14 protein-coding genes and 1 tRNA gene are annotated in these 22,334 nt (G+C 48.8%); all 15 read right to left on the minus strand.

Annotated features, from left to right (window positions below; all coding sequences use genetic code 11):
* Positions 1-4: 4 nt before the first annotated feature.
* Positions 5-931: an ABC transporter ATP-binding protein gene (locus AAHN97_RS05970; RefSeq protein WP_343306644.1), complete on the minus strand. Its 927-nt coding sequence runs from the start codon at positions 929-931 to the stop codon at positions 5-7.
* A gap of 7 nt (positions 932-938) precedes the next feature.
* Positions 939-1,697, minus strand: a complete 759-nt coding sequence (locus AAHN97_RS05975) for a hypothetical protein (RefSeq protein ID WP_343306645.1) — start codon at positions 1,695-1,697, stop codon at positions 939-941.
* A 23-nt stretch (positions 1,698-1,720) separates the two neighbouring features.
* On the minus strand, positions 1,721-3,151 hold the full coding sequence (locus AAHN97_RS05980; protein WP_343306646.1) for a RagB/SusD family nutrient uptake outer membrane protein: 1,431 nt from the start codon (positions 3,149-3,151) through the stop codon (positions 1,721-1,723).
* Positions 3,152-3,161: 10 nt separating this feature from the next.
* Complete coding sequence (locus tag AAHN97_RS05985) at positions 3,162-6,479, minus strand: SusC/RagA family TonB-linked outer membrane protein (RefSeq protein WP_343306647.1); 3,318 nt, start codon at positions 6,477-6,479, stop codon at positions 3,162-3,164.
* A gap of 259 nt (positions 6,480-6,738) precedes the next feature.
* Positions 6,739-8,013 (minus strand): FecR family protein, encoded by a 1,275-nt coding sequence (locus AAHN97_RS05990; protein WP_343306648.1) that lies wholly within the window; start codon positions 8,011-8,013, stop codon positions 6,739-6,741.
* Positions 8,014-8,099: 86 nt separating this feature from the next.
* Positions 8,100-8,678, minus strand: a complete 579-nt coding sequence (locus AAHN97_RS05995; protein ID WP_343306649.1) for an RNA polymerase sigma factor — start codon at positions 8,676-8,678, stop codon at positions 8,100-8,102.
* Between the two features lie 75 nt (positions 8,679-8,753).
* Positions 8,754-11,324, minus strand: coding sequence for a phosphoenolpyruvate synthase (ppsA, locus tag AAHN97_RS06000; protein ID WP_343306650.1), 2,571 nt, complete (start codon positions 11,322-11,324; stop codon positions 8,754-8,756).
* A 136-nt stretch (positions 11,325-11,460) separates the two neighbouring features.
* Complete coding sequence (locus AAHN97_RS06005; protein ID WP_343306651.1) at positions 11,461-13,269, minus strand: hypothetical protein; 1,809 nt, start codon at positions 13,267-13,269, stop codon at positions 11,461-11,463.
* 5 nt (positions 13,270-13,274) lie between these two features.
* Positions 13,275-14,861 carry an FAD-dependent oxidoreductase gene (locus AAHN97_RS06010; protein WP_343306652.1) on the minus strand — a complete coding sequence of 529 codons (1,587 nt, stop codon included), beginning with the start codon at positions 14,859-14,861 and terminating at the stop codon, positions 13,275-13,277.
* A gap of 3 nt (positions 14,862-14,864) precedes the next feature.
* Complete coding sequence (locus AAHN97_RS06015) at positions 14,865-16,292, minus strand: RagB/SusD family nutrient uptake outer membrane protein (RefSeq protein WP_343306653.1); 1,428 nt, start codon at positions 16,290-16,292, stop codon at positions 14,865-14,867.
* 17 nt (positions 16,293-16,309) lie between these two features.
* Complete coding sequence (locus tag AAHN97_RS06020) at positions 16,310-19,702, minus strand: SusC/RagA family TonB-linked outer membrane protein (protein WP_343306654.1); 3,393 nt, start codon at positions 19,700-19,702, stop codon at positions 16,310-16,312.
* A gap of 80 nt (positions 19,703-19,782) precedes the next feature.
* Complete coding sequence (locus AAHN97_RS06025; protein WP_343306655.1) at positions 19,783-20,904, minus strand: FecR family protein; 1,122 nt, start codon at positions 20,902-20,904, stop codon at positions 19,783-19,785.
* 80 nt (positions 20,905-20,984) lie between these two features.
* A complete protein-coding gene (locus AAHN97_RS06030) occupies positions 20,985-21,551 on the minus strand; it encodes an RNA polymerase sigma-70 factor (protein WP_343306656.1) in 567 nt (188 codons plus the stop codon).
* Between the two features lie 103 nt (positions 21,552-21,654).
* Positions 21,655-21,739 (minus strand) — tRNA-Ser (locus AAHN97_RS06035).
* 144 nt (positions 21,740-21,883) lie between these two features.
* A complete protein-coding gene (locus AAHN97_RS06040; protein WP_343306657.1) occupies positions 21,884-22,303 on the minus strand; it encodes an SRPBCC family protein in 420 nt (139 codons plus the stop codon).
* Positions 22,304-22,334 lie beyond the last annotated feature (31 nt).

Here is a 22,334-nt window from a genome sequence, read left to right on the forward strand (position 1 = left end):
CAGTTTATGAGTTCGGCTGGATGGATAATTGTTTAAAGATGTCATCAAGAAGGCCTTTGTCGAGCGTGAGTTCGCGGAGTTTCCAGCCCTGTTGCATGCTGGCGGCAATGATCCTTTCTGCTACCTCTTCATCGCCGTCAAAATAGATGCGGGCTTGCCGGTCCGTCAGGAAGTCCGCTTTCGTAACACCTTTTATCGTTAGCAGTTCCGCTGCCGTGGGTGGCTGTTCCATACGGATCACTAAACTGTGCGGCTGTATGTAATCATTGAAGGCATTCATGGAATCTGAAAAAACGATCCTTCCGCCTTCGATCATGATCACATCTTTACACATCAGGTGTATCTCTGATAAGATATGAGAAGATATCAGTACCACATGGTCCTGTGCAATCTCTTTGATCAGCTTTCTCACTTCTATCAGTTGATTAGGGTCCAGTCCATTGGTAGGTTCATCCATCACTACCAGTTTTGGTTGATGAATAATGGATTGGGCAATGCCTACCCGTTGTTTGTAACCACCGGAGAGATTGCGGATCAGCCTGTTGCTGAAATGCGCAATGCCGCAACGTTCTTTCACATCTCTTACCGCTCCTTTGATCTTATGCTTTGGTATCATCCGCAACTCTGCGGAATAGGTCAGGTATTCATCAATGGAAAGGTCCGGATACAAAGGCGGTTGTTGCGGAAGGAAGCCGATCTCCCGCTTGGCCAGTTCCGGTTCTTTCCCGATGTCCTGCCCGTTGATATACACATATCCTTCTGTTTGATTCAATACGCCACACATGATGTTCATGGTGGTGGATTTGCCGGCGCCATTGGAGCCTAAGAGGCCCACGGCGCCGTTACCGTTTATTTCAATATTGATATCGCGTATAGCCCAGTTGCTGTTGTACTTGTGGGAGAGCTTCTCCACCTTTAATATGTGAGGCATGGTATGTTTAGTTATATGAATAAGCTTCTATCAGCATTATCTTCCAGGTGGTGCGGTCCGCAGGCAAACCCATAAAGGCCAGTGTAAAGTTCCGGTACCGCTTTGCAGTGTTGGCAAAGGTTGAGTTCACACCCGTCAGCACATAACTGCCCAATAGTTCGCCGGTGGCTGCATTCCTGAACTCGAAATTGTATTGGCTCAGGCCGGCAGGAGCCGGGTATTTCTTAAAGCCGGTAATGGCCTTGTAGGAAATACCCGCCGCTTCCGAGCCATTTGCAAGACCGGTAATGTTAACGCTTACCGGCGCACTACCAGTGGAAAGGTTCACGAACCTTATCCCTAAGCTGCTGTCTGATGCAGGATAATAGGGAATAACATCCGTAGTCAGCAAAGTGTCCGGCGCCGTTTTGGTGCCGGTGAGGAACAGGGTATTGATGGTTCCCGGCTTCAGCTGAAGGTCCAGGTTAAACAGGGGGGTACTGTGAGCAGTGGTATCGGGATAAAGATAGACAGCCAGTTTTTGTGGCCCCCTGAGAGATAATGCCTGGCTGGCTTTATCAAACGTGCCATATACAAGTTTTAATGCAGTCTTGTACCACACGATGGGCGTGGTGCCACCGAAATTGGTCACCAGCGATGGTGTGCTGCCCGGTACGGCATTGATCAGGTTCAGAGAGGCGGTAGGAGAGACGGTTTGTTTTTTACAGGCCAGCAGGCTACATGCAAGTACCCATACCGGCAGCTGTCTGAAAAATGTATGTTTCATATTGTATGAATTATTTGATCTGCTTAATAACCATCATTTTGCTTAATGCGGGGATTTACGTCTATTTCAAGTGGCGGAACAGGATAAAGCAACTGGTAGTCACCTGCCCATGGCTGCTTTGCAAGCACAGCAGAAAGCACTGCATTTGCCTGGCCGGTGCGTTTCAGGTCCAGCCAGCGATGCCCCCATTCTACAAACAGTTCTGTGCGCCTTTCCTGCGCAATAGCCGCCTTCACCTGCTCTTCATTTAAGGAAGCGGATAATGGCTGCAGTTTGGCACGGAGGCGGATCGCATTCAGGTCAGTAATAGCGGCCGAAAGACCTCCGGGTGCGCCATTGACTGCAGCTTCTGCACGTATCAGGTACATTTCCGCGAGGCGGAATACCATGTAGTATTCAGAAGAGGCTGCACCGCTTACAGCGTTATGTTTGCCAAGTTTGTATTTATAAGCATAAGTGAGTGGTGTACCATTGTAGTTAGTAACGCCTGTCCAGGCAGTTTTGCGAATGTCTCCCGGCTCAAAAGCACTCAGCAGGGAAGCGGTAAGACTGTAATTGGCTATGCCGGTAGCCAGAGGACTGGGAATCATCGTATGTCCCTCACCGGTAGCATTCAGGAAATTAACAGCAGTTGTGTTTTGCTTTAACTGCCAGATGGCTTCCTTGCTGGCGGGAGCAAATACCTTGTTAGGATCGGTTTCCAGTTTATACCTGGAAACGTTATCAATAATGGCAGTAGCCTGCGCGGCGGCATTGGTGTAGTCTTTGGTATAGAGGTAGGTCCTTGCCAGCATAGCTGCAACCACTGCTTTATTGGGAACAATTCTTTCTGGCTCTGCACCTGGGCTCGGATAATTGACGCCTACCATGTCATATGCATCTTTCAGGTCCTGTATTATTTGCCGGTATACTTCAGTGGCCGGAGTTTTGGTCATGTACCGGGTTTTATTGAAGTCTATGGTTAGCACAAGCGGTACGTCCCCAAAAAGGTTGGTGAGATAAAAAAAACAGAAGGCCCGCACGAATTTAGCTTCCCCTGTAAGCTTGGTCCGGAGGCTGTCCGAAAACTCAGGGGAATCAGACCCCGCAATTCCTTCGAGCACTGCATTGGCATCATAGATCACATTGTAGGCGCTCGTCCATACCTGGCTGGTATAACTGTTATTGAACAATAGCTGGTTAGGCGTAAAGCTGAGCATATGCGCATCCCCGGTTCCATAATAACTGATCTCATCGGCAGACATCCCGCCAAGGATCGTAGTATAACCATTACTGAAAGACAGTGCCCCGTTGACCAGCTGGGTGTACACACCAGCCATGGCAGTATTCGCCTGGTTATTGGTCTTGAACATTTCAACAGTGGTAATGCTATTGATAGGCTGAGGTACCTCTATCATTTTTGTACATGACATCAGGAAAAATGCAGGTACTATTATTCTTGAAAGTTTGAGCATAGTGAAAAAATTAGAAATTGAATGAAACCCTCCCGGCAATCGTTCTTGGCAGGGGCAGTGTTCCGAATGTTATTTCCGGATCAATGCCTTTGTAACTGGTGATCGTAAATACATTCCCCATATTGAGCGATAAGTTCACGCCCTGCATGTACATCTTTTGACAAAGCTTTTTAGGCAGGGAATAGGAGAGGGCCAGGCTGGATAAACGTACAAATGAGCCGTCAACATATGAACCGTCTGAACCGGCAAAGCGTGCATCGCTTAGTGTAGAGAGTGTGGTAAAGCGGGGGTAGATGGTCTGGTCACCCGGCTTTTGCCAGTGGTTGTTGTAAACTTCCAGCGGTATATTGCCCATGCCTCCTGCAAAGCCAGTAAAAGGCAACTGCCGCAATTGCTTTTTGAAGTTAAAGAACACACTCAGCATAAGGTTTTTATAGGATAGCTGGTTGGATATTCCCCCGCTGTATCTGGGCGTAACATCCACTGCAACGTATTTATCGTCATTCAGTGTGCCGGGAGGAACTCCTGAATTTTGGGTAATAATGCCATCATGATTATAATCAGCATAGCTATGCCTGCCGTTCTGAGGATTGACGCCCAGGTAACCAAGCAGGTATTCCGTATTCAGGGATGCACCTATTTTCTTCCTGGTGTAAAAAGAAGAGTATTCAAAATCAGGATAAGACAATAGCCTGTTACGATTGATGCCAATATTGAATCCCACTGTCCAGGATAAAGCTTTGGTCGCGATGATATTTGCATTCAGATTTCCTTCCCATCCGCTGTTCTCCACATTGGCAGGCGAGTTGCCCAGCACGCTGGTGAAGCCGGTGTATGAAGGGAGTGGTATTGTTGTGAGCTGGTTATCACAGCGGTTGCGGTACCATGAAACGGTCAGCGTGATCTGGTCTTTCAGGAAGCCCATGGAAAGGTCCGCATTTATTTTCCGGTTCTCCTGCCATTGATAGTCTGCATTTACCGCCTGCTGGGAGATCATTGCCGCTACACCATTATAGTTGCCCAGGTCGTAGCCGGTATACTTGGGAGCGCTCCACTGCGAGAGGTATTTATAGGCGCCTCCTGCATCAAGGCCGGTTACGCCATAACTCGCATTCAGTTTCAGGAAACTCCACCAGGAAGGCAGCAGGTTTTTGGCCCATGTTTCCTCAGAGGCGATCCATGCCCCACCGGCGGACCAGAAATTACCGAACTGTTTACCGGGCCCGAAATTGGAAGAGCCATCCCGGTTACCTGTGAGCTCAAGGATGTACCTGTTCTGCCAGTTATAGTTAATACGACCGTGTACACTGACATACTTTTTCTCGGCCAGCTGCTGGCCTGAGCTTACAAAAGGTGCATTGGAAATAGATTTCAGCAGCGCATCATTGGTATACCCGTAACCGGTCATATTGATCCCTTTGCTGCCAGAACTCTGATAAGTACCGCCGGCCATTACATCCAGCATACCTCCGCCAACATGCACTGCATAGTTCAGCTGCGGCTCAATATTCCAGTTGTTGATCGTTGAATTACCGAAACTGGCAGCCCCTGTAGGATTGAAAAGGGGATTTTGTGCAGCTATCGGATTGAACCAGGTGCTGTTGCTTTGTGCATTACTATAACCTGCGTTGATACTCAGGTTTAATTCCTTTACCAGGTGATAATTGATCCTTAAACCTGCATTGAGGAAATTGTTGCTGTTCGTAGAAGGCTGCAGTACCTGGGCGAAAGGGTAAGTTAATCCCACTGCCGTCCAATCCGCATAGTTCAATGCTCCCTTTTTATCAAAGATCGGCGCCGCATTGGGAGGCAGTGTTACCAGGCTGGGACTGGTAATGGCTTTCACATAAGTATAGCTGTATAATGTTCTGAGATCGATCGTTAATTTCTGGTTGGGGCTGTGATGTGTAACGTTGGAGGATATATTGATCCGTAGGTTTTTTCCGCTAAGTGTAGTGATATCCTGGCTCTCGTTATAACCTGCACCTAAATTAAATGCAGTGTTACGGTCTCCGCCTGATAAGCCTACTGATGCTTCTGTACTTTTTGCCAATCCCCAGAACACATCCTGCCAGTCAGTAGAGCGGGTGGTATCCCAGCCCAGCTCAGGCATATTGGCGAGGTTAATGGGGAGTCCACCGTTTTTCAGGGCTTCCCGGCGCATCTGAAGATATTGTGAGGTGTTCAGCATGTCCCAGTGTTTGGGCGCAGCACTTACTGACCGTTGCACATCCACATTGAGCCTGGTTTTACCGGGTTTGGTCCTGTTGGTGGTGATGATGATTACCCCGTTGGCACCCCTGGAACCGTAGATGGCTGTGGCAGCAGCATCCTTCAGTACGGAGATGCTTTCAATATCTGCCGGGTTGATACTGAATAAGGGGCTTTGTCCTTGTGTGTTGGAGAAAAGACCTGCCTGGAAGAAACCGGTAGAGCCATTTTGATAATTGCTGGAATTGAAAGATGTATTGATATCCAGTATCGTAAGTGGAACGCCGTCTATCACATAGAGCGGATCGGCTACCAGGGTTTCATTAATAGTATTCCGCCCTCTCACTTCCACTTTCACCGGTGCGCTGAGATATCCGCTGGTGGGAGTTATTAGTACGCCCGGTACTCTTCCGTTCAACGCCAGCAGGGGATTCATCACAGGCTGCTTCCGGATCTCTTCACCTGATATCTTCACGATGTTACCCACAGCAAGGCGCTGGCTGGTTTTACCATAAGCCTGTACCACTTCTTCATCTAATACATTCACCGCTACGGCAAGACCTACAAAAAATTGCCGCTGGCCTTCCGGGAATTTTACCTCCTTGGTTTGATAACCGATATAGCTTACTTCCAGTATCACCTTTTCATTTTCTACTCCTTTCAATATCGCAAATCCTTCAGCATCTGTAGTGGTGCCCGTTTTAGTGCCCTTAACCTTCACGCTGGCACCCGGGAGGGGGCTGCCTGCTTCATCCAGGACGCGGAGGATGAGGTCAACAGGAGCAGGCGGGCCGGGATCAGTGCCTGTACCGGGTGGGGGAGCAGCTTTAGGAACAAGTGAGATAGTTTTGCCTTCTATCCGGAAAAAGAATGGTTGGTTTTGTTCTACGAGAAAAAGAAAATCCCGCAGCTGCATGGAGGAAACGTTGAGAGAAACCGGCCTGGAAACATCCAGGAAACTGGCATTGAAAAAAACAACAAAGTCGGTTTGCTTTTCAATAGAAGAAAAGATCTGCTTCATGGGCAGGTCCTTGCCGGAAAGTGTGATAGTCTGGGCAGCAGGCTTGGCGGAAACACTCATGCAGGCCACAAAGAAGAAGACTGTTTGCAATTTCATAATTCTCAGCGTTAAGGCCGGAAATAGGCCGGGCGGACCGGCGGGGTTCCGGAAAGCAGTTTTTTGCATACTTTTGCAGTAGTTTGGTTTGATAAAAATGGTTTCAGACTTTTTGGATCGACCCGAACATCGCCGGAAGTGTTTGCCCACTTCCGGTTTGCTTTTTACAGGAGACCCCGGTAGCAATTAAAATGATAATTCAGTTCCGTTCACGCCGGAAAACGTTCTTTGGTTGATTAGTTATATTGGCATAGTTATGTTACGGTAGTACTATCAATCGGCGGCCCTCTTCCAGCCTGAACTTCAGTTGCGAATCCGAGAGCAGCTGAAGTAACCCGCCCAGGGTTATATCCCGCCTCATTTTTCCGCCGAACCGGATATTGGGTGCGGCTCCTTCATAGATCACTTCTATATCGTACCAGCGTTCCAGTTGGCGCATGGCTTCTTCCAATGTTAATCCTTCAAAATAGAACAGGCCGTTCTTCCAGGCCATTACTTTATCTGTATCTGCCTGATCAACAAGCTGTATTTTTTCTCTTATGGGTGAAATGAGGGCCTGTTGGCCGGGTTTCAGAATAAGTGCACCGCTTGCCTGCATCACCCTTACACTTCCTTCCAGCAATGTGGTTTGAATGTTTTTCTCATTTTCATACGCATTGATATTGAAATGCGTGCCCAATACCTCTACCTCGGCTTTGTTGCGTACGTTCACCCTGAATGGGATAACACCTTCCCGGCCGCCTGCAGAGAAGGTTTTTGCTACTTCAAAATAGGCTTCGCCGGTGATCTCTACTCTTCTTTCGTCTCCCGTGAATGCAGTAGGGTAACGTATGGAACTGGCTGCGTTGAGCCATACCCGTGTGCCATCCGGCAGCTGTAATCTGAATTGCCGGCCTTTAGGCGTGCGCATGGTATTGTACATGACTTCTCCAGAAGCAGCTCCGCTGGCATCATATATCAGCTCTCCATTTCTGATCATGGCCTCTGCTCCCTGCTGAACAGCAACAAGCCCGTTTTGCAGGCTATCCAGCACCACCTGTTTGCCATTGGCAAGGGTGAGTACCGCGCCATCGCTGCCGGGGGAGATATCTGTTATGGCTATGGTCGGGGCGGTTGTTTTATTGGTTTGCCAGAGGTAAGTACCCACTCCCAGTAGCAGGATAACAGATGCTGCTACCCAGCTCCAGCGGCGGAAGATGGAGATACGGCGTACAGGTGTTTCCGTGGGAAGAAGCTCCTCAACTGTTGCTTCTCCGGGAACAGGCTGTGTCAGGTAGGCCCGGTCGAATTTTTCAAACTCGCTGGCTGCGAGGGATTGAAGGGATTGATAATTCGCGGCAAGTTCCGGGAGACGGCCTGCACGCGTCAGCTCCGTCCACCATTGCAGATGCCGGGGATGTTGTTGCAGCCAGTTTTTCAGCTCCTGCTGCTGAGCCAGGGACAGCTGGTCCAGCTGGCTCCAGGCGGTAAGCCCGGCAGCCTTTAATAAACTGCTGATCTCTTCTTCTGTAATATGGCCGTTCTCTTCTTGCATAGAGCGGATTACTGGTTTTGTATAATAGAGTACGGAGCAGGGATAAATTTCACCTCGCGCCGAAAATATTTTTTAAAGGCGGGGTTTTACTGTTCTGAGAACAGGTAAATGCATAGGAGGAATAGCTCAGGCGGCAGTTTTTCCCGCAATAACCTGATAGCCCTTGATTTTTGATTGCTGACTGCAGATGCGGAGATCTCCAGCAGGCGGCTGATATCGTTGGTGCCATGCCCCTCCAGCCCCAGTAAGATCACTTTCTTACATTCTTCAGGCAGGGTTTGGATGGCTTCATGTAAAACACGTATGGTCTCTGTATCGTAGAGCGCATGCAGGAAAATGTCAGGATCGGCTTTTTCCCATTGGTCGTTAATGGTGCTGCCGGAAGGTTTTTCTTTTTTCAGGTATTTAAGGGTGCGGTTGCGGGTGGCTACATACAGGTATGCCCTGATGTTCTCCACTGCAGAGAGTGTGGACCTGGTTTCCCAGACCTGCAGGAAGATGTCGGAAACAATGTCTTTGGCTACTTCCTCATCGGCAACCAGGCGTTGTGTGAGGGAAAAAAGCGCCGGATACATATTGGCAAAGAATTGCCGGAAGGCCTCAATGTTTCCTTCCGCTATTCCCGATAACAGTTCATTGTCGTTATGTATGCCCTTGTTCTCCAATAAAAGATTACTTCTCGTGGCTGTAAACCTAAAATTTTATTCCGGGAGTTTTTTGTTTTTCTCAAGGGCATTACTTTATAATATTTCTATATATCCATCTGTGCCATTCACGCGGATCCGCTGTCCGTCTTTGATCAGTTTGGTTGCATTCTCCACACCAACAACTGCCGGTAAACCATATTCACGGCAGATCACTGCCCCATGGGTCATCAGCCCGCCAACTTCGGTGATCAGGCCTTTTATGGATACAAACAAGGGTGTCCAGCTGGGGTCAGTAAATGTGGTGACTAATATATCTCCCTCTTCCAGGTCTGCATCTTCCATGTTTAAGATCACCCGTGCTCTTCCCTCTATAATACCGGAAGAAACAGCCAGGCCTGCAATAGCACCGGCCGGAAGATTTTCCAGGTTATACTTGCCTGTGATGATCTCACCATCAGAGGTAATAACACGTGGCGGAGTTAGTTTTTCATATACTTTGTGTGCTTCTTTTCGTTTGTTGATGAGTGGGTAGTCGGCTTTATGGCTGCGTACAACTTCGAGGAGTTCTTCAAAATTGAGATAATAGATATCTTCCTTTTCATGGATAACTCCGGCTTGCACAAGCCGTTCCGCTTCTTTCAGTAAGGCCTGTTTGTAAATGAAGTAGCGGTTAACGATGCCATATTTTGGATATTCCCGGTAACCACTGAAATGCCGGATCTGGTCTATCTTTTGTTTTGTTTCTGCGGCCTTTTGTTCACCATCCGGTAATTGTTGCAAGCGCTCTAATAACTCCTGTTCTTTTTTCAACGCTTCCTGCAGCCCCAGCTCAAACTTCTTACGACTGGCACCTGGTTCAAAGTTTTTGATATTACTGAGGATCATGGGCACAAGGATAGATGGCTTTTCGCTCCAGCGGGTTTTAGTGATATCGATCTCCCCGGCACAACGCATACCGTATTTGTTCAGGAAAGCATGGATGGCATCCTGTACTTCCTGTCCACCCTCCAACTGAACCAGCTCATCTAAAAAGTCATCATCTTTCGCATGCTGTAAATAATCGATTACTGCAGGGTAGGGGCGAATCACATCTGCCACATCCATCAACGCCAATCCCATTTCCGAAGTAACATTATTGGGTGCGGATTGAGCAAGCGTGTCTGCTGCGTTTTTCTCACCCAGCCATTCATTCATTTTTTCATTGATCCATGCTGAAGCATTCATGGCAGTCATGATCACCCCTATGCTTTGCTTATCAGCATTGAGTTTCAGCAAACGGATATCTTCCAGGATAAAATCAAAGAGCTCCGGTCCTGATTTCGAATGAATACTTTGTTTTAATGTTTGTACAGATTCCTGGTTACGCCTGATCAGGTCATGAACAATGGAGGGATCGTTTTCGAGTTGCGGCGGTAAAGCAGCAAACGGCATTTTACCCTCGCCTGTTTCCGGTAGTAATTTTATAAAGTCCCGCTCTACGATGGTTGTAAGTGCATCTTTGGTGAGCGGATCGGATTTCCCAAGGGTATGATTTAAGATCGTTTCCCTGCCGGTAGCTGAAGTCAGCATTTTTGTGATATCAACAAACAATCTTCCGCCGGCTGTGCGCATAGGTGCAGGCGTCCATATCAGGAAGAAAGATAAGCCCAGGGGCTTCATGGCATCCGTCATCATTTGATTATGACCAACTGATACGTAAACATGATTTTCGGGATCATTCGCTTCAGGGATGGGGTATAAAGTAGTGATGGGCCTGCTTTGAACAATATAAAATGTATCATCCGCCAAACACCATTCAATATCCTGCGGATTGCCGAAGTGTGCTTCTATTTTTCTACCCATCTTTGCAAGCTGTAAGATCTGCTCATCTGTGAGCGCTTGCCTGTTCTGCTGTTCAGGCCTGATCTCCTGCTCTTTTGTGCCGCCGCCTTTTACAGCGTAGATAGCCAGTTTCTTGGCAGATACTTTCTTATCGATGATCTTACCATCACGCACTTTATAATTATCAGCATTCACCAGGCCGGAAACCAGCGCCTCACCAAGCCCGAAGCTGGCATCTATGGATAGTACTTTCCTGTTGGCGGTGATGGGATCCGCAGTAAACAGAATGCCTGCTGCCTGCGGGAAAACCATCTTCTGCACCACTACAGACAGATGAACTTTATGATGATCAAAACCATTTTGAATACGGTAGGTCACGGCACGTTCAGTAAACAGCGATGCCCAGCATTTGCTGATATGTTGCAGGATGGCCGCTTTTCCGATAACGTTCAGGTAGGTATCCTGCTGGCCTGCAAAGGAGGCTGCAGGCAGGTCTTCCGCTGTAGCGCTGGATCGAACGGCATAGGCATCTTTTTCAGAGAGATAGCTGGTTATCTCTTCTGCTATATCCTGAGGAATGGGGATGCCTTCGATGGCTATCCGGATCCTCGCACTGATCCCGCGGATCTTTTCCCTTTCTTCTGCTTTGAGGGGTGTTAATTCATCCAGCAGGCTGTTCAGCTGGCCGGTTATTTTTTTATACGCTTCAGTGGTTACGCAAAAACCATCTGGTACCTGTATCCCACTGATCCCTGATAATTCGCCCAGATTAGCGCCTTTACCGCCGGCAACCATAAGCTTTGATCTGTCGATCTCCTGAAAACTAAGTACGTATGTATTCATGTGCCCAAAAATAGGGGGTATGGGCTACCAAAACACGGTTTCCCAACTATATTTTTTGCTGCACAATAATGATGAAAGAAGGGGCGTTTTCTTACAAAATAGAGGCTATCCGGATAAACGGATAGCCCTTTTTATGTCAGCTTCTTGAAACTTCTATCCAATAACTCCCCATCCATATCAGCTTAAGCGTAGCGCGCGAAGTAGCTGGTGAAAAGTCCACCCCGCCCGATAAAAAGATATTAGAGTTATGCCCGATCTTAGTCAATGTGTTGCTGAAGGTGAGCAATAGCTCCCGGTACAGCTGCCCGCCGGTAATATTGGTGACGGTAGTAGCTACTGAATTGTTGAAGTTAAGTATCTGCGCAGCCTGCAAAGTACCACCGCCCATAGAGCAGGAAACAACAGCAGCGTTATTATTTACCGATAAACGGCCACCGGCTGCTGTGGTCAGAAAAGCCTGCAGGGCTGCATCGGAGATCAGGGTAGCCGGAGACTGATTGAACACCGGATCTTCCAGCGTCAGCCGGTTGCTGGATACACTGGTGCCGTACGCATCAATGAAAATACCGTTGGTAGTACCATAAGGCCTTACCGTTCTTACAACCGGCCGGCGTATCACAAGACCTTGTGTGAGCCCTCTGTTGAATACAATACCGCAACCCAGGTTATTGAACAAAGGACTGTCAAATTCCACTCCCACGCCATCCTTCACATGCACAGCGAAACTATTGTAGCTGTCGTCTTCTATTCTGCCACCACCGGTAAAGTAGGTATTGATGAACTTGATGTTTCTCGGCAGGTCGTTTGCGCCATCGGAATCAATGAGTATGGCATTGAGACGGGAACCTTCGAATTGCTGGCCGGTAGACACCAGGTTGTATGCACCACCATCCAGCCACATATTATGCTGATCGGAAAGACTTACCTGGCCACCTATGAAGTTAAGCGGGCCAATGGTGCCGTACGTAGCACCCCGTCTGCCTATGCGGATGCCATAACCACATTTATACACGTTTACGTTGCTGTATATTTTCATGTTCACCTGACCATCGCTCTCATTGGATTTAATGTTCAGGCCAATTCCTGTCCAGCTGCCGGTACCGGCAGCCTGCCCGCGAATGAGACCGTTGTGGTGTTCTGTTTCCCAGGTGGTCACTTCCGTGATGCCGTTGCCTGCGGGGTTGTTGATCTGCACGGTATAATTGTTCATGCTGATCTGCCCCTGACAGGCTTCAAAATAAACCACATCCTTTGTTTTGTTGCCACCTACAAAATTCATGTTCTCGAACAGAATCTGCCCGCCCATGCTGGCAGGAGCTGAAATAGAGAAACTGCCAATGCATTCGATAAGCCTGCCGGTGTCGTTTTTCATATGTACCAGTGCTGCGCCCTGTGGTTCCAGGCTGCCGGTGGCGATGCCTCCGGCTTGCCCTGTAATTTTTACGCGTCCCGGCCTTGCGGCATACAGTGGGTTTTTGATACTGTCTTTATACAGGTATAGTGTACCGGTCAGGTATTTTTTACCAGCCAGTAATTTTATTTCCGTACCGTTCACGGAACAATAGTTCAACGCCTTCTGGATTTTGTAGGTGTTGTTTGTGCCGGTTTGGGCTACATAATCATAGTCACCGTTGGCGCCGAACATTTCCAGTGTTACGTAGGTGGCTATACGTTTGTAACGCCTGCTGCCACTAACGAGCGTCATGGCGCTGTCGTCAGGCGTGGTGGTGTCGTTGGGATCATACTGGAAGGAACCAGACTGTTGATCGGCAGTGATAAAAACAACATCGCGGTGATCTGCTGCGCCGCTGCGCAATTGTACCATGGATAAATAAGGGATTGTTTTCAGCGTGTCCCCGGTAGTAAGGGGGATCACATCCGCCGTTTTTTGGCATGACGAAAGCCACGCTATCAGTATGATAGCGATAAAAGGGATGATTTTCATGCTTGTTATTTTTGGTATGATAAAACCTGGCCCTTCGCTTTCAGGCGATCCGCCAGTTTGGAATAGTCCACTTGTTGTACAGCTACGTTACTTTCCAATGCAACCACTGCGGCAATACCTGCACTTTCTCCCAGTACCATCCAGGCTGGTTCCACCCTGATGGAGCTAAAGGCCACATGCGAAGCAGAAATACATACCGGCACCAGCAGGTTCACACATTCTGCTGCTTTTGGAATAATGCTGCGGTAAGGCACCTGGTAAGGAATACCGCGGCCTTCCACACGGGTTTTAGCCGGGAATATGGTGCCTTCGTTGATAAATCCGCCACCGGGGGTAGCAATGCGCTGGCAATCGTGCGAGTCTATCGGGAACGAGGCTACGGCAATGGCATCCGGCTTTTCACTATGTTCAAGAATATCCGCCTGCGTCAAAAAATATTCCCCTACCATGCGCCTGGCTTCCCGCACGTACAACACTGGTGGAAAGTGACCATAAGCAGCAAACTCATCTTTGGCGTATCCCATGCGCTGCATGCGGTTGCGAACGCTATCCGGTACTGCCGGATCTGTCATTAGAAAATAAAGCAAACCTTCTGTGTAACTCCGGTGCTTAGCCCAGATAGCTTGCCGTTGTTTGCGGGATGCAGTGGGATATTGCCAGTTCTCCCCAACCAGCCCCAGCGAAAGCTGTCCGCCGATGCCGTTATTGCCATCGAGTTTGTTGCCCGGGATCGGATACATGTCGAAAGGGATACCTGTCTTCGGCATGGCTTTATAAAAGCGCCGGAACAGTTCGTAACGTTTTTCATCATAATCTGCGGGCCTGGTGAAAGGCACGCGGTTCGCTGGGTCTTCGGATAAACAAAGCCGGAAACTATAGGTCATGATCCTGTTATCACCTTCTCCTTCAGGCGTTACCGTAGTGCCTGAAATGAGAGGAAGTGGTTTGCCTGCCTCCATGGAAGCAGCAGCTACTGCCTTCTTCTGATACACTGCACCGGCAAAAGATTCACCCAGTTCAGCACGGCTTTCCCTGCCTACGCGGAACCGTACACCGGCAGCCGCCAGCAGATCACCTTCATAACTGGCATCTATGAACATCTTACCGGAAAACCGGCGGCCGGACCACATGCGGAGGCCTGTGATGCGTGGGCCGGACATAGCTGCCTGTTTCAACGTTTCATTCAGTATTACTTCCACGCCCGCTTCTTTCAACATCTCATTGAACACCTTTTCGGCTACATGTGGCTCGTACGTCCAGTGTTTGGTATCTTTCTCTGCTACACGGTATGGCAACGTTATGCCACGGGATGTATAATACGCCTCTACCCGCTGATGAAATTCTTCAAACAAGCCAAGGAGCGCTTCGCGTAACATCTGGTTGGAGTCGCTGAAGCTGAGGCCGCCACTCATCATGCCACCCACCAATGGTAAAGGTTCCAGCAGTAATACGGTACGGCCTTCCCTGGCGGCAGCAATAGCTGCTGTAATACCTGCAGGTGTTCCGCCATATACGATCACATCATAATTACCGGCTGGCTTCCAGGCAATAAAAAGTACACAGATCAACAGGTGTATCAATATCTTTTTCATGTATTAGTAGCCGGAATTTTGTGGTAAGAGTAAAGGGTTGAGGTTGATCTCCCTGAAGGGAACAGGCATCAGCTTCCTGTCCGCTGTAATGCTCATATTGGAAAGGCGGGGATCAATAGGACGGTATTTTGTCTGAAAGGCTTCCATGGTGCTCACTTCTTTGCCCCAACGGATAAGGTCATGCCAGCGGTGGCCTTCATAACATAGTTCAAGCCTTCTTTCTTTTTCGAGTGCCAGCTGTGTATCTGCTTTTGAAAGACCTGTGAGCGGTGTTAATTTGGCCCTTACACGGGTTTTACTGATAAAGGTCAGCGCCTCTTCCGTTTTGTTATTCTGGTTGAGTGCTTCCGCATACATCAGCAACACATCAGCATAACGGATCACCGGCCAGTCGTTACCACCATCATTCAGTACTGATACGTTGTTCACAAACTTTTTGGACCAGTAGTAGATCTTGGGATTGGTGCCATCTTTAAACACGCCGATGTAGGCAGTTTTGCGCAGATCGGTAGCCTCAAAAGCATCATACAGGTCCTGTGTGCCCACATTGTTACTGAGTGCGCCCAGCGATACAACGGAGGTGCCGGATTTCTGTGGTGCAAAAGCATGTGCAAAGGAGTTACCCAATCCAATGCCACCTGCCACATACTGTATGGAAAAGATCACTTCGGAGTTATTGTCGTTAGCAGGACCGAACAGTTTGGTAAGATCAGGTTCAAAGGTATAGGCATTGATCACTTCCGCTAAGATAGCTTCAGCAGCTTCCCACTTTTTTTGCTGTAAATATGCTTTGCCCAGCAGCGATCTTGCGGCTCCGCTCGTAGCGCGGCCAACATTGACGCCGGTGAACTTCGGTGGCAGCATCGCTATTGCGTCCAGCAGATCTTTCTCTATCTGTGCGTATACTGCTTCTGCGGATGTACGGCGGTAGGTGTAGGCCTCTTCTTCCGTAAGCAGTTCTTTCAGCACCAGCGGCACATCGCCAAAGAGGCGTACCAGGTTGAAGTACATGAGCGCGCGGAGAAATTTAGCTTCACCGGTATATTGTTTCTTCAATTCATCCGTGATGGTGATGCCATCAATGCGGTCAAGAATGATGTTAGCAGATGCAATGGTCCGGTACGCCTGGTTCCAGGGGCCGGATACACCGCCGGTTGAGCGGAAGGTCAGCCAGTCGAATTCTCCATAGCTGCCTTCGTTTTCCGTGAACACCTGCGTATTGTCTGAAGGGAGTTCAAAATGGATCCAGAAACCATTGTAAATATCGCGGAGGTTACCATAAGCGCCGGTAAGTGTGGCGCGTATATCCGCTTCCGTTTTATAGTAATTGCCCACAGGGATCACATGCTGCGGTGTGATGTCTACAAAACTGCTGCAGCCGGTAGCTGTGCATGAAACCAACAGAATGGTGATGTATTTTCCAAGATGCATGTTGTACATTTTTAAGGTTAAAAACCAAGATGAAGGCCGGCAATGAACACACGGTTAGCCGGGTAGGTGCCCTGATCTACCCCGGGCCTGTATACAGAATCACCTGTAACGCTGGTTTCAGGATTGTACCAGTTATACCGGGTGATGGTGAACAGATTTTGTGCGGTCACATAAAAGCGGAGCGCCTGTACTTTTATTTTTCGCAATGCAGCCGGTGGTAAGGTATAACCGAGTGTTACATTGCGAAGCCTGAGAAAAGATGCGTCAGACACTGCTTTGTTCGTAAGGTTATTGAGCGGTGTTACGCCGGAAGCCAGTGGTGCCGGGTACTCCACATTTTTATCCGGCTGCTGCGGATCAAAGATGTTGTTGTAATACTCAGGACTGGTATTCACATTGTGGATGCCGAACTGATGCCGTACGTTGCCATTGATCACATCAACACCCTGCACGCCCTGCACCAGGATAGACAGATCTATGTTCCGGTATTGCCAGGTGCTGTTGAGGCCATAGAGAAAATCAGGGAAGCCATGGCCGAGAACAGCGCGGTCGTTCTCATCAATTTTTTTATCGTTGTTCTGATCTTTGATGATCCAGTCACCCACTTTATTACCGGTCACCCATTGAGGATGTTGCTGTAAGTCCTGCGCTGTGCGGAAAATACCTGCTACCTCGTAACCGTACATCAGTCCCAGGGGATCACCTGTTTTTACCTGGAATACGTTATCCCATCCGAAGATAGCCGCGTCAGGGGGGAGGGAAGAGGGACCTCCCAGGCTGAGCACCTTTGTGCGGTTGGCGGATATATTTCCTTCCAGCACCCACTTAACAGGGCCGAGGTTGAAGTTGGCTTTTGCGTTGAGTTCAAAACCATTGTTGCGTAATTTGCCCAGGTTGGTGCGATAAAATGCTGCATAACCGATAATGGCAGGCAGATCTTTCTGAAAGAGCATACCTTCTGTTTCACGGGTATAATAGTCGAGGGTAAGACTGTATTTATCGTTCAGGAAACCCAGCTCCAGCCCGATGTCTGTTTGCCGGTTCTTTTCCCAGGTGAGATCATAATTAGCGAAGCCGGATTGTGCGCTGCCGTAAGTACGCTGGTTACCAAAACCATAATCGCGTGGTACAATGTTGTTGGCCCAGGTAAAATCACCAATGCTGGCATTGCCTGTTTCACCATAGCTGGCGCGTACTTTCACTTCGTTCAACACCGGGCTGATTGCCTGCATGAATGGTTCTTCGCTGATGCGCCATGCCGCAGATACTGAAGGGAAAGAAGCAAAGCGGTTATTGGGGCCAAAGCGGGAAGAACCATCGCGGCGAAGCGCTGCCGAGAGCAGGTATTTATTCTTGTAATCATAATTCAGGCGGCCACCGAATGACAGGAAAGAATTCTGACTGTAAGCCAGTGAGCCTACAAGGTCAGAAGAAGCCAGCGGGTTTTCTAGCAAAGCACTTGTATACGTACCGGAGCGGCCTGCCGCACCGGTGGATTTAGCCTGGTATTTCTGCAGTGAGTAGAGCAAAAGAGCATTAAAGTGATGCGCTTCTGCAATGTTGCCTGAATAAGTGAGCGTATTCTCCCAAAGCCAGTCTACCACTGTCGATTGGTTTTCCATCGCATAGATCTGCGCGATCACAGGGTTTGAACGGCTGGCAGCTGGTGCGCTGTTATTGGCCAGTGTAGCCGGGATATAGGCGTTCTGATCATTGATGTTGAGTGTAGCGCCGAGTGAGGTTTTCAGCTTTAGCCGTTGCACCGGTTCGTATTCCAAAAAACTGTTACCCAGCAGGCGGTATTCTTTTACCCTGTTGCGGTACAGTTCCAGCACACCCAGCGGGTTGTAGAGGCTGGCCTGGAAGAACACACCGTTCGCGGAGTTTTTCAAACCCCTGTATCCCTGTGCATAATCTCCATCTGCTGCATATACAGGCACTACAGGCGGCATTAATACAGCGGAATGGATAGGGCTCGGTAAACCGCGGCCGCCAGCTGTTTCGCCGGTAGAAGCTTCACTGAACTGTCCTGCTGCAGGCTGCCGGTACTGATCGGAGAAAGAGGGCGCCATGGATATACCGATCTTTAGTTTAGGGTGAAGGTCTGCATCCATATTAAAACGAAGGTTATACCGCTTGTAGGAAGTGCCACGCATAGTTCCATCCTGGCTAAAGTATCCGCCGGAAACGGAATACCGGGCTTTTTCAGAACCTCCTCTTGCGGACAACTGGAAGTCGGAGATAGGGGCCTGCCGGAAGATCACATCCTGCCAATCCACATCCGGCAGACTGTCAGGATTGGTATCGAATACTGCGGGATACGTTACATTACGCAGACGTGCTGTGAACTTTGCATAATCAATATATTCATCCCGGTTCAGCAGTTCTACTTTTTTGGCGATCTGTTGTATGCCGCTATAAGCGGAAACATTAAAACTAGCTTTACCTGCTTTACCTCTTTTGGTGGTCACGATCACCACGCCATTAGCCGCCCTGGAGCCATAAATGGCTGCGGAAGCCGCATCTTTCAACAGTTCTATGGATTCGATATCAGCAGGATTGATCAGGTCGAATTGTGTGGATTCCTGTAAGGGATAACCATCTACCACGTATAACGGATCACTGCTGGTGCCAAGGGAGCCAACGCCCCTGATCCGGATGGTAGGTGCTTCGCCGGGATAACCGCCCCGCGCAGATTGCACCTGTATGCCCGGTGCAAGGGCTGCGAGCGCCTCACCCGGTGTTGCAACAGGCTGTTTTGCAATAGCACTTCCACCGATCCGTGAAATAGCCGTGGTTACTTTTTTACTGCTTTGTTCACCATAGCCGATCACCACCACTTCTCCCAATGCCTTTTGCTGATCTTCCAGCACCACGGTTATATCCGATCCGTCTTTCACCGCTACTTCCTTCGGGCTAAACCCGATGAAGGAAAAAGCAAGTGTGGCATCATTTTCAGGTACTTCAATGCTGAACATACCTGTGGCGTCAGACACGGTGGCAGTAACCGTATTTTTCACCCGGATACTCACACCGGGCAATGGTTCATGGGTACTATTGGTGACTTTGCCGGTAACTTGTTTTTGTTGCCTGGTTGTTTTGGCGGCCGGTGTTTTCTTGCGTATCACTACCGTTTTGTAGTCCTGGTTCACCAGGATGTCCACCTCTTCACCGCTGAAACATTTTTGCAATACTTCGTTCAGCGATGCATTGCTGAACTGCAGGTTGAGCGGTTTCAGGTTTTTCATCAATACGGCATCGGCCATAAAGTTCAGGCCGGTTTGTTCTGTAAGTTTGGAAAACACTTCCTTGATAGAAGCATCTTTTACACGGATGCTGACTTGCTGTGAGAACCCCGAAGCGCCGGCCAGCAGAAAGGCGATCAGGAAAAAAGTAAATCTACATTTCATAACACGCGGGAATTTTTACAATACGGTTCCGCATCCTGCACAACGGCAGTATGAACGGCTGTTCGTCAATTAAAAAAAGTTTATTGTCTGATCACGGTGATCCGCCTGCCTTCTGTTTTAAAGCGGACACTATTGGTTTGTTCAATTGTTTTGAGAAGGTTCACAAGGCTCCTCGAGCGTTGATAGTTGCCCTGGAAGGCCACGCCGGTCATGTCTCCCTCATATTGCACCTCAATATCGTACCAGCGTGCCAGTTTGGTCATAATGTCCCTGATGTGCTCATTATTGAAAATGAACAGCCCGTTCTTCCAGGCCATTACATCTTCCACATCCGCCGCTGTTACACGTATGGCGCCCTTGGCGGGGTTGTTAATGGCCATTTGCCCTGGTTTCAGCAACACATCACTGCCCGGTTTGTTCCGTACCCGCACAGACCCTTCCAGCAGGGTGGTTTTAATAGCTGCATCATTCGTGTACCCGCTGATATTAAAATGTGTGCCCAATACTTCCACCTGCTGGCCGCCGGTTTGTACAATGAAAGACCGTTTGCCGGCTTGTTTATTCACCTCAAAATAGGCTTCGCCGCTTAATTCCACCTGCCGTTCCTGCTGTATGAACTTCACAGGGTAACGCAGGCTGGATGCGGCGTTGAGCCATACATGACTACCATCGGGCAGGGTAACCTGGTACTGACCACCGGCGGGTGTTGTGATCGTGTGATATTCGTTCGCGGAAGAGGCATCATTAGAGGTGTACACCAGTTCTCCATCTGCTGTTTTTTCTGCAGAAACCCCGTACTCACGGGCAAGACTACCCGGTGCGGCATCCGTGAGGCTGATCTTCTTTCCGTTGGAAAGGGTCAGTACAGCTTTGTTACTGCCAGCAGGTATATCCGCTTCCGTTACGTTTACTGCTACGTCTGGCTGCGTATGCTGCTTAGCAGGCGTCATGTAAAAGGCGGCAGTTCCCACGCATAACAATATCACCGCAGCGGCGGCCCAACGCGGCCAGATGCGCCTTACGGGCGAAATCTGTGAATGCAGGGCTTTCAGGCCCATGTCGTGTTCTTCCTGAAGTTGTTGTTGCGAAAGATCAGAGGGAGGGAGGCCCTCTTGCAGATACCAGGTTTCAACCAACGCTTTTTCTTCGCTGGTTGCCTCTCCGGAAAGATATTTATCAAGCAGTTCTTTGGCGTTCTTCATCGTGGAATGGGGATTATTTCCCCCTGTATACGTATATGACACGCAAAAAAGGGGGAGGGGGTAGATGATTTGAAAAAAAATCAGAAGAAAACACTAAAGATCCGGGGACCCAGCCGCACCTTAAGGATGCGCAGTGCGTTCCTGACCTGTGTCCGCACCGTCAGGGGGCTCAGGTTCAGCTCTTCGGCTATTTGCTGGTGGCTCATGTTCAGCTGGCGGCTCATTTCAAAAATAAGGCGCATTTGCGCCGGCAATGCGGCCACTTCCTGCTCAACAAGGAGGATCAGTTCCTTTTCCCGGAGCTTTTCATCCGTGATGTTCTCCCCTTTGTCAATGAAATGCTGCAGGGAATGGATATAGGAGTCCTGCACTTTTTGGTGACGGATAATATTTAGCAGCCGGTTCCGTACAGAAGCATAGAGATAAGCGGCAAGACTGGTGCCCACCTGGAGGTGATCGCGGTTGTTCCAGAGGTTGATGAATATATCCTGCACTACATCACGCACCTCCTCCCGGTCGGGGAAGCGCCGGAAAGCGTGACTGTAAAGGATGCCCTGGTATCTTGTGTATATTTCGTTCAGTGCAGCTTTATCACCCAACCTTAACATGTCTAATAACTGATGGTCAGTATATGATTGGTATTGCATTCAGTGGAATCTCCATAAATATAAAGAGAATTCTGAGAAAGGGTATTCTTTAAAAAACAAAAAACCCACAAGCTTAGCCTGTGAGTTCATCTTGTTTTGTCAGCGGAGGAAGAGGGATTCGAACCCCCGGACCTGTTACAGTCAACAGTTTTCAAGACTGCCGCAATCGACCGCTCTGCCATTCCTCCGCGGCAAAAGTATAAAACGAAATGTATTTAAAAAAAACTTTTTTGCTTGGAGATGAAGAAAAATCTACAAGTGCCTGTGGTGGAGGGTTTGATGGCAAAAGGGACTGCATATTAAAGATATGCAGTCCCTGAAAAGAAAAAAACTTAGTTCCCTTCTGTATATTTCTTGAAGTTGTTCAGGATTGCCTGCCAGCCGCCTTGTTGTAATTCTCTTGTATTCACTTCTTCCGGATCAAATGTTTCCACAACCTTTGTAGCATTGCCTTCACCGCTGAAAGAGATCTTTACGGTCCTGCCATCGCCCATGGTATAGGAGATGTATTGATGATCTGTTACCTCGTCATAAACGCCTGCAAAATCAAAACTGAAACTGCCGTCTTTTGCGGCCATGGTAGTGGAGAACTTTCCACCTGTACGCAGGTCGTTTGTTGCGGCAGGGGCATGCCAGTCATCGGAGGCGCTGCACCAGTTCATAATGTGTGTGGGTTCGCTCCAATATTTCCATACTTTTTCAACCGGAGCCTGAATTGTTGCTTCTACTGTGATGGGTGTCTTATTTTCCATGATCAGGTGTTTTTTGTTTTGTGATACAAAC

It is taken from the genome of Chitinophaga niabensis (assembly GCF_039545795.1).
GTDB classification, from domain to species: Bacteria; Bacteroidota; Bacteroidia; order Chitinophagales; family Chitinophagaceae; genus Chitinophaga; species Chitinophaga niabensis_B.

Coding starts and splice junctions, on each gene's coding strand:
- ppsA (WP_343306650.1), bottom strand. CDS start 11,324: ATGAATACATACGTACTTAGTTTTCAGGAGATCGACAGATCAAAGCTT.
- AAHN97_RS05970 (WP_343306644.1), bottom strand. CDS start 931: ATGCCTCACATATTAAAGGTGGAGAAGCTCTCCCACAAGTACAACAGC.
- AAHN97_RS06015 (WP_343306653.1), bottom strand. CDS start 16,292: ATGCATCTTGGAAAATACATCACCATTCTGTTGGTTTCATGCACAGCT.
- AAHN97_RS05975 (WP_343306645.1), bottom strand. CDS start 1,697: ATGAAACATACATTTTTCAGACAGCTGCCGGTATGGGTACTTGCATGT.
- AAHN97_RS06005 (WP_343306651.1), bottom strand. CDS start 13,269: ATGAAAATCATCCCTTTTATCGCTATCATACTGATAGCGTGGCTTTCG.
- AAHN97_RS05980 (WP_343306646.1), bottom strand. CDS start 3,151: ATGCTCAAACTTTCAAGAATAATAGTACCTGCATTTTTCCTGATGTCA.
- AAHN97_RS06025 (WP_343306655.1), bottom strand. CDS start 20,904: ATGAAGAACGCCAAAGAACTGCTTGATAAATATCTTTCCGGAGAGGCA.
- AAHN97_RS06010 (WP_343306652.1), bottom strand. CDS start 14,861: ATGAAAAAGATATTGATACACCTGTTGATCTGTGTACTTTTTATTGCC.
- AAHN97_RS05985 (WP_343306647.1), bottom strand. CDS start 6,479: ATGAAATTGCAAACAGTCTTCTTCTTTGTGGCCTGCATGAGTGTTTCC.
- AAHN97_RS06030 (WP_343306656.1), bottom strand. CDS start 21,551: ATGCAATACCAATCATATACTGACCATCAGTTATTAGACATGTTAAGG.
- AAHN97_RS05990 (WP_343306648.1), bottom strand. CDS start 8,013: ATGCAAGAAGAGAACGGCCATATTACAGAAGAAGAGATCAGCAGTTTA.
- AAHN97_RS06040 (WP_343306657.1), bottom strand. CDS start 22,303: ATGGAAAATAAGACACCCATCACAGTAGAAGCAACAATTCAGGCTCCG.
- AAHN97_RS06020 (WP_343306654.1), bottom strand. CDS start 19,702: ATGAAATGTAGATTTACTTTTTTCCTGATCGCCTTTCTGCTGGCCGGC.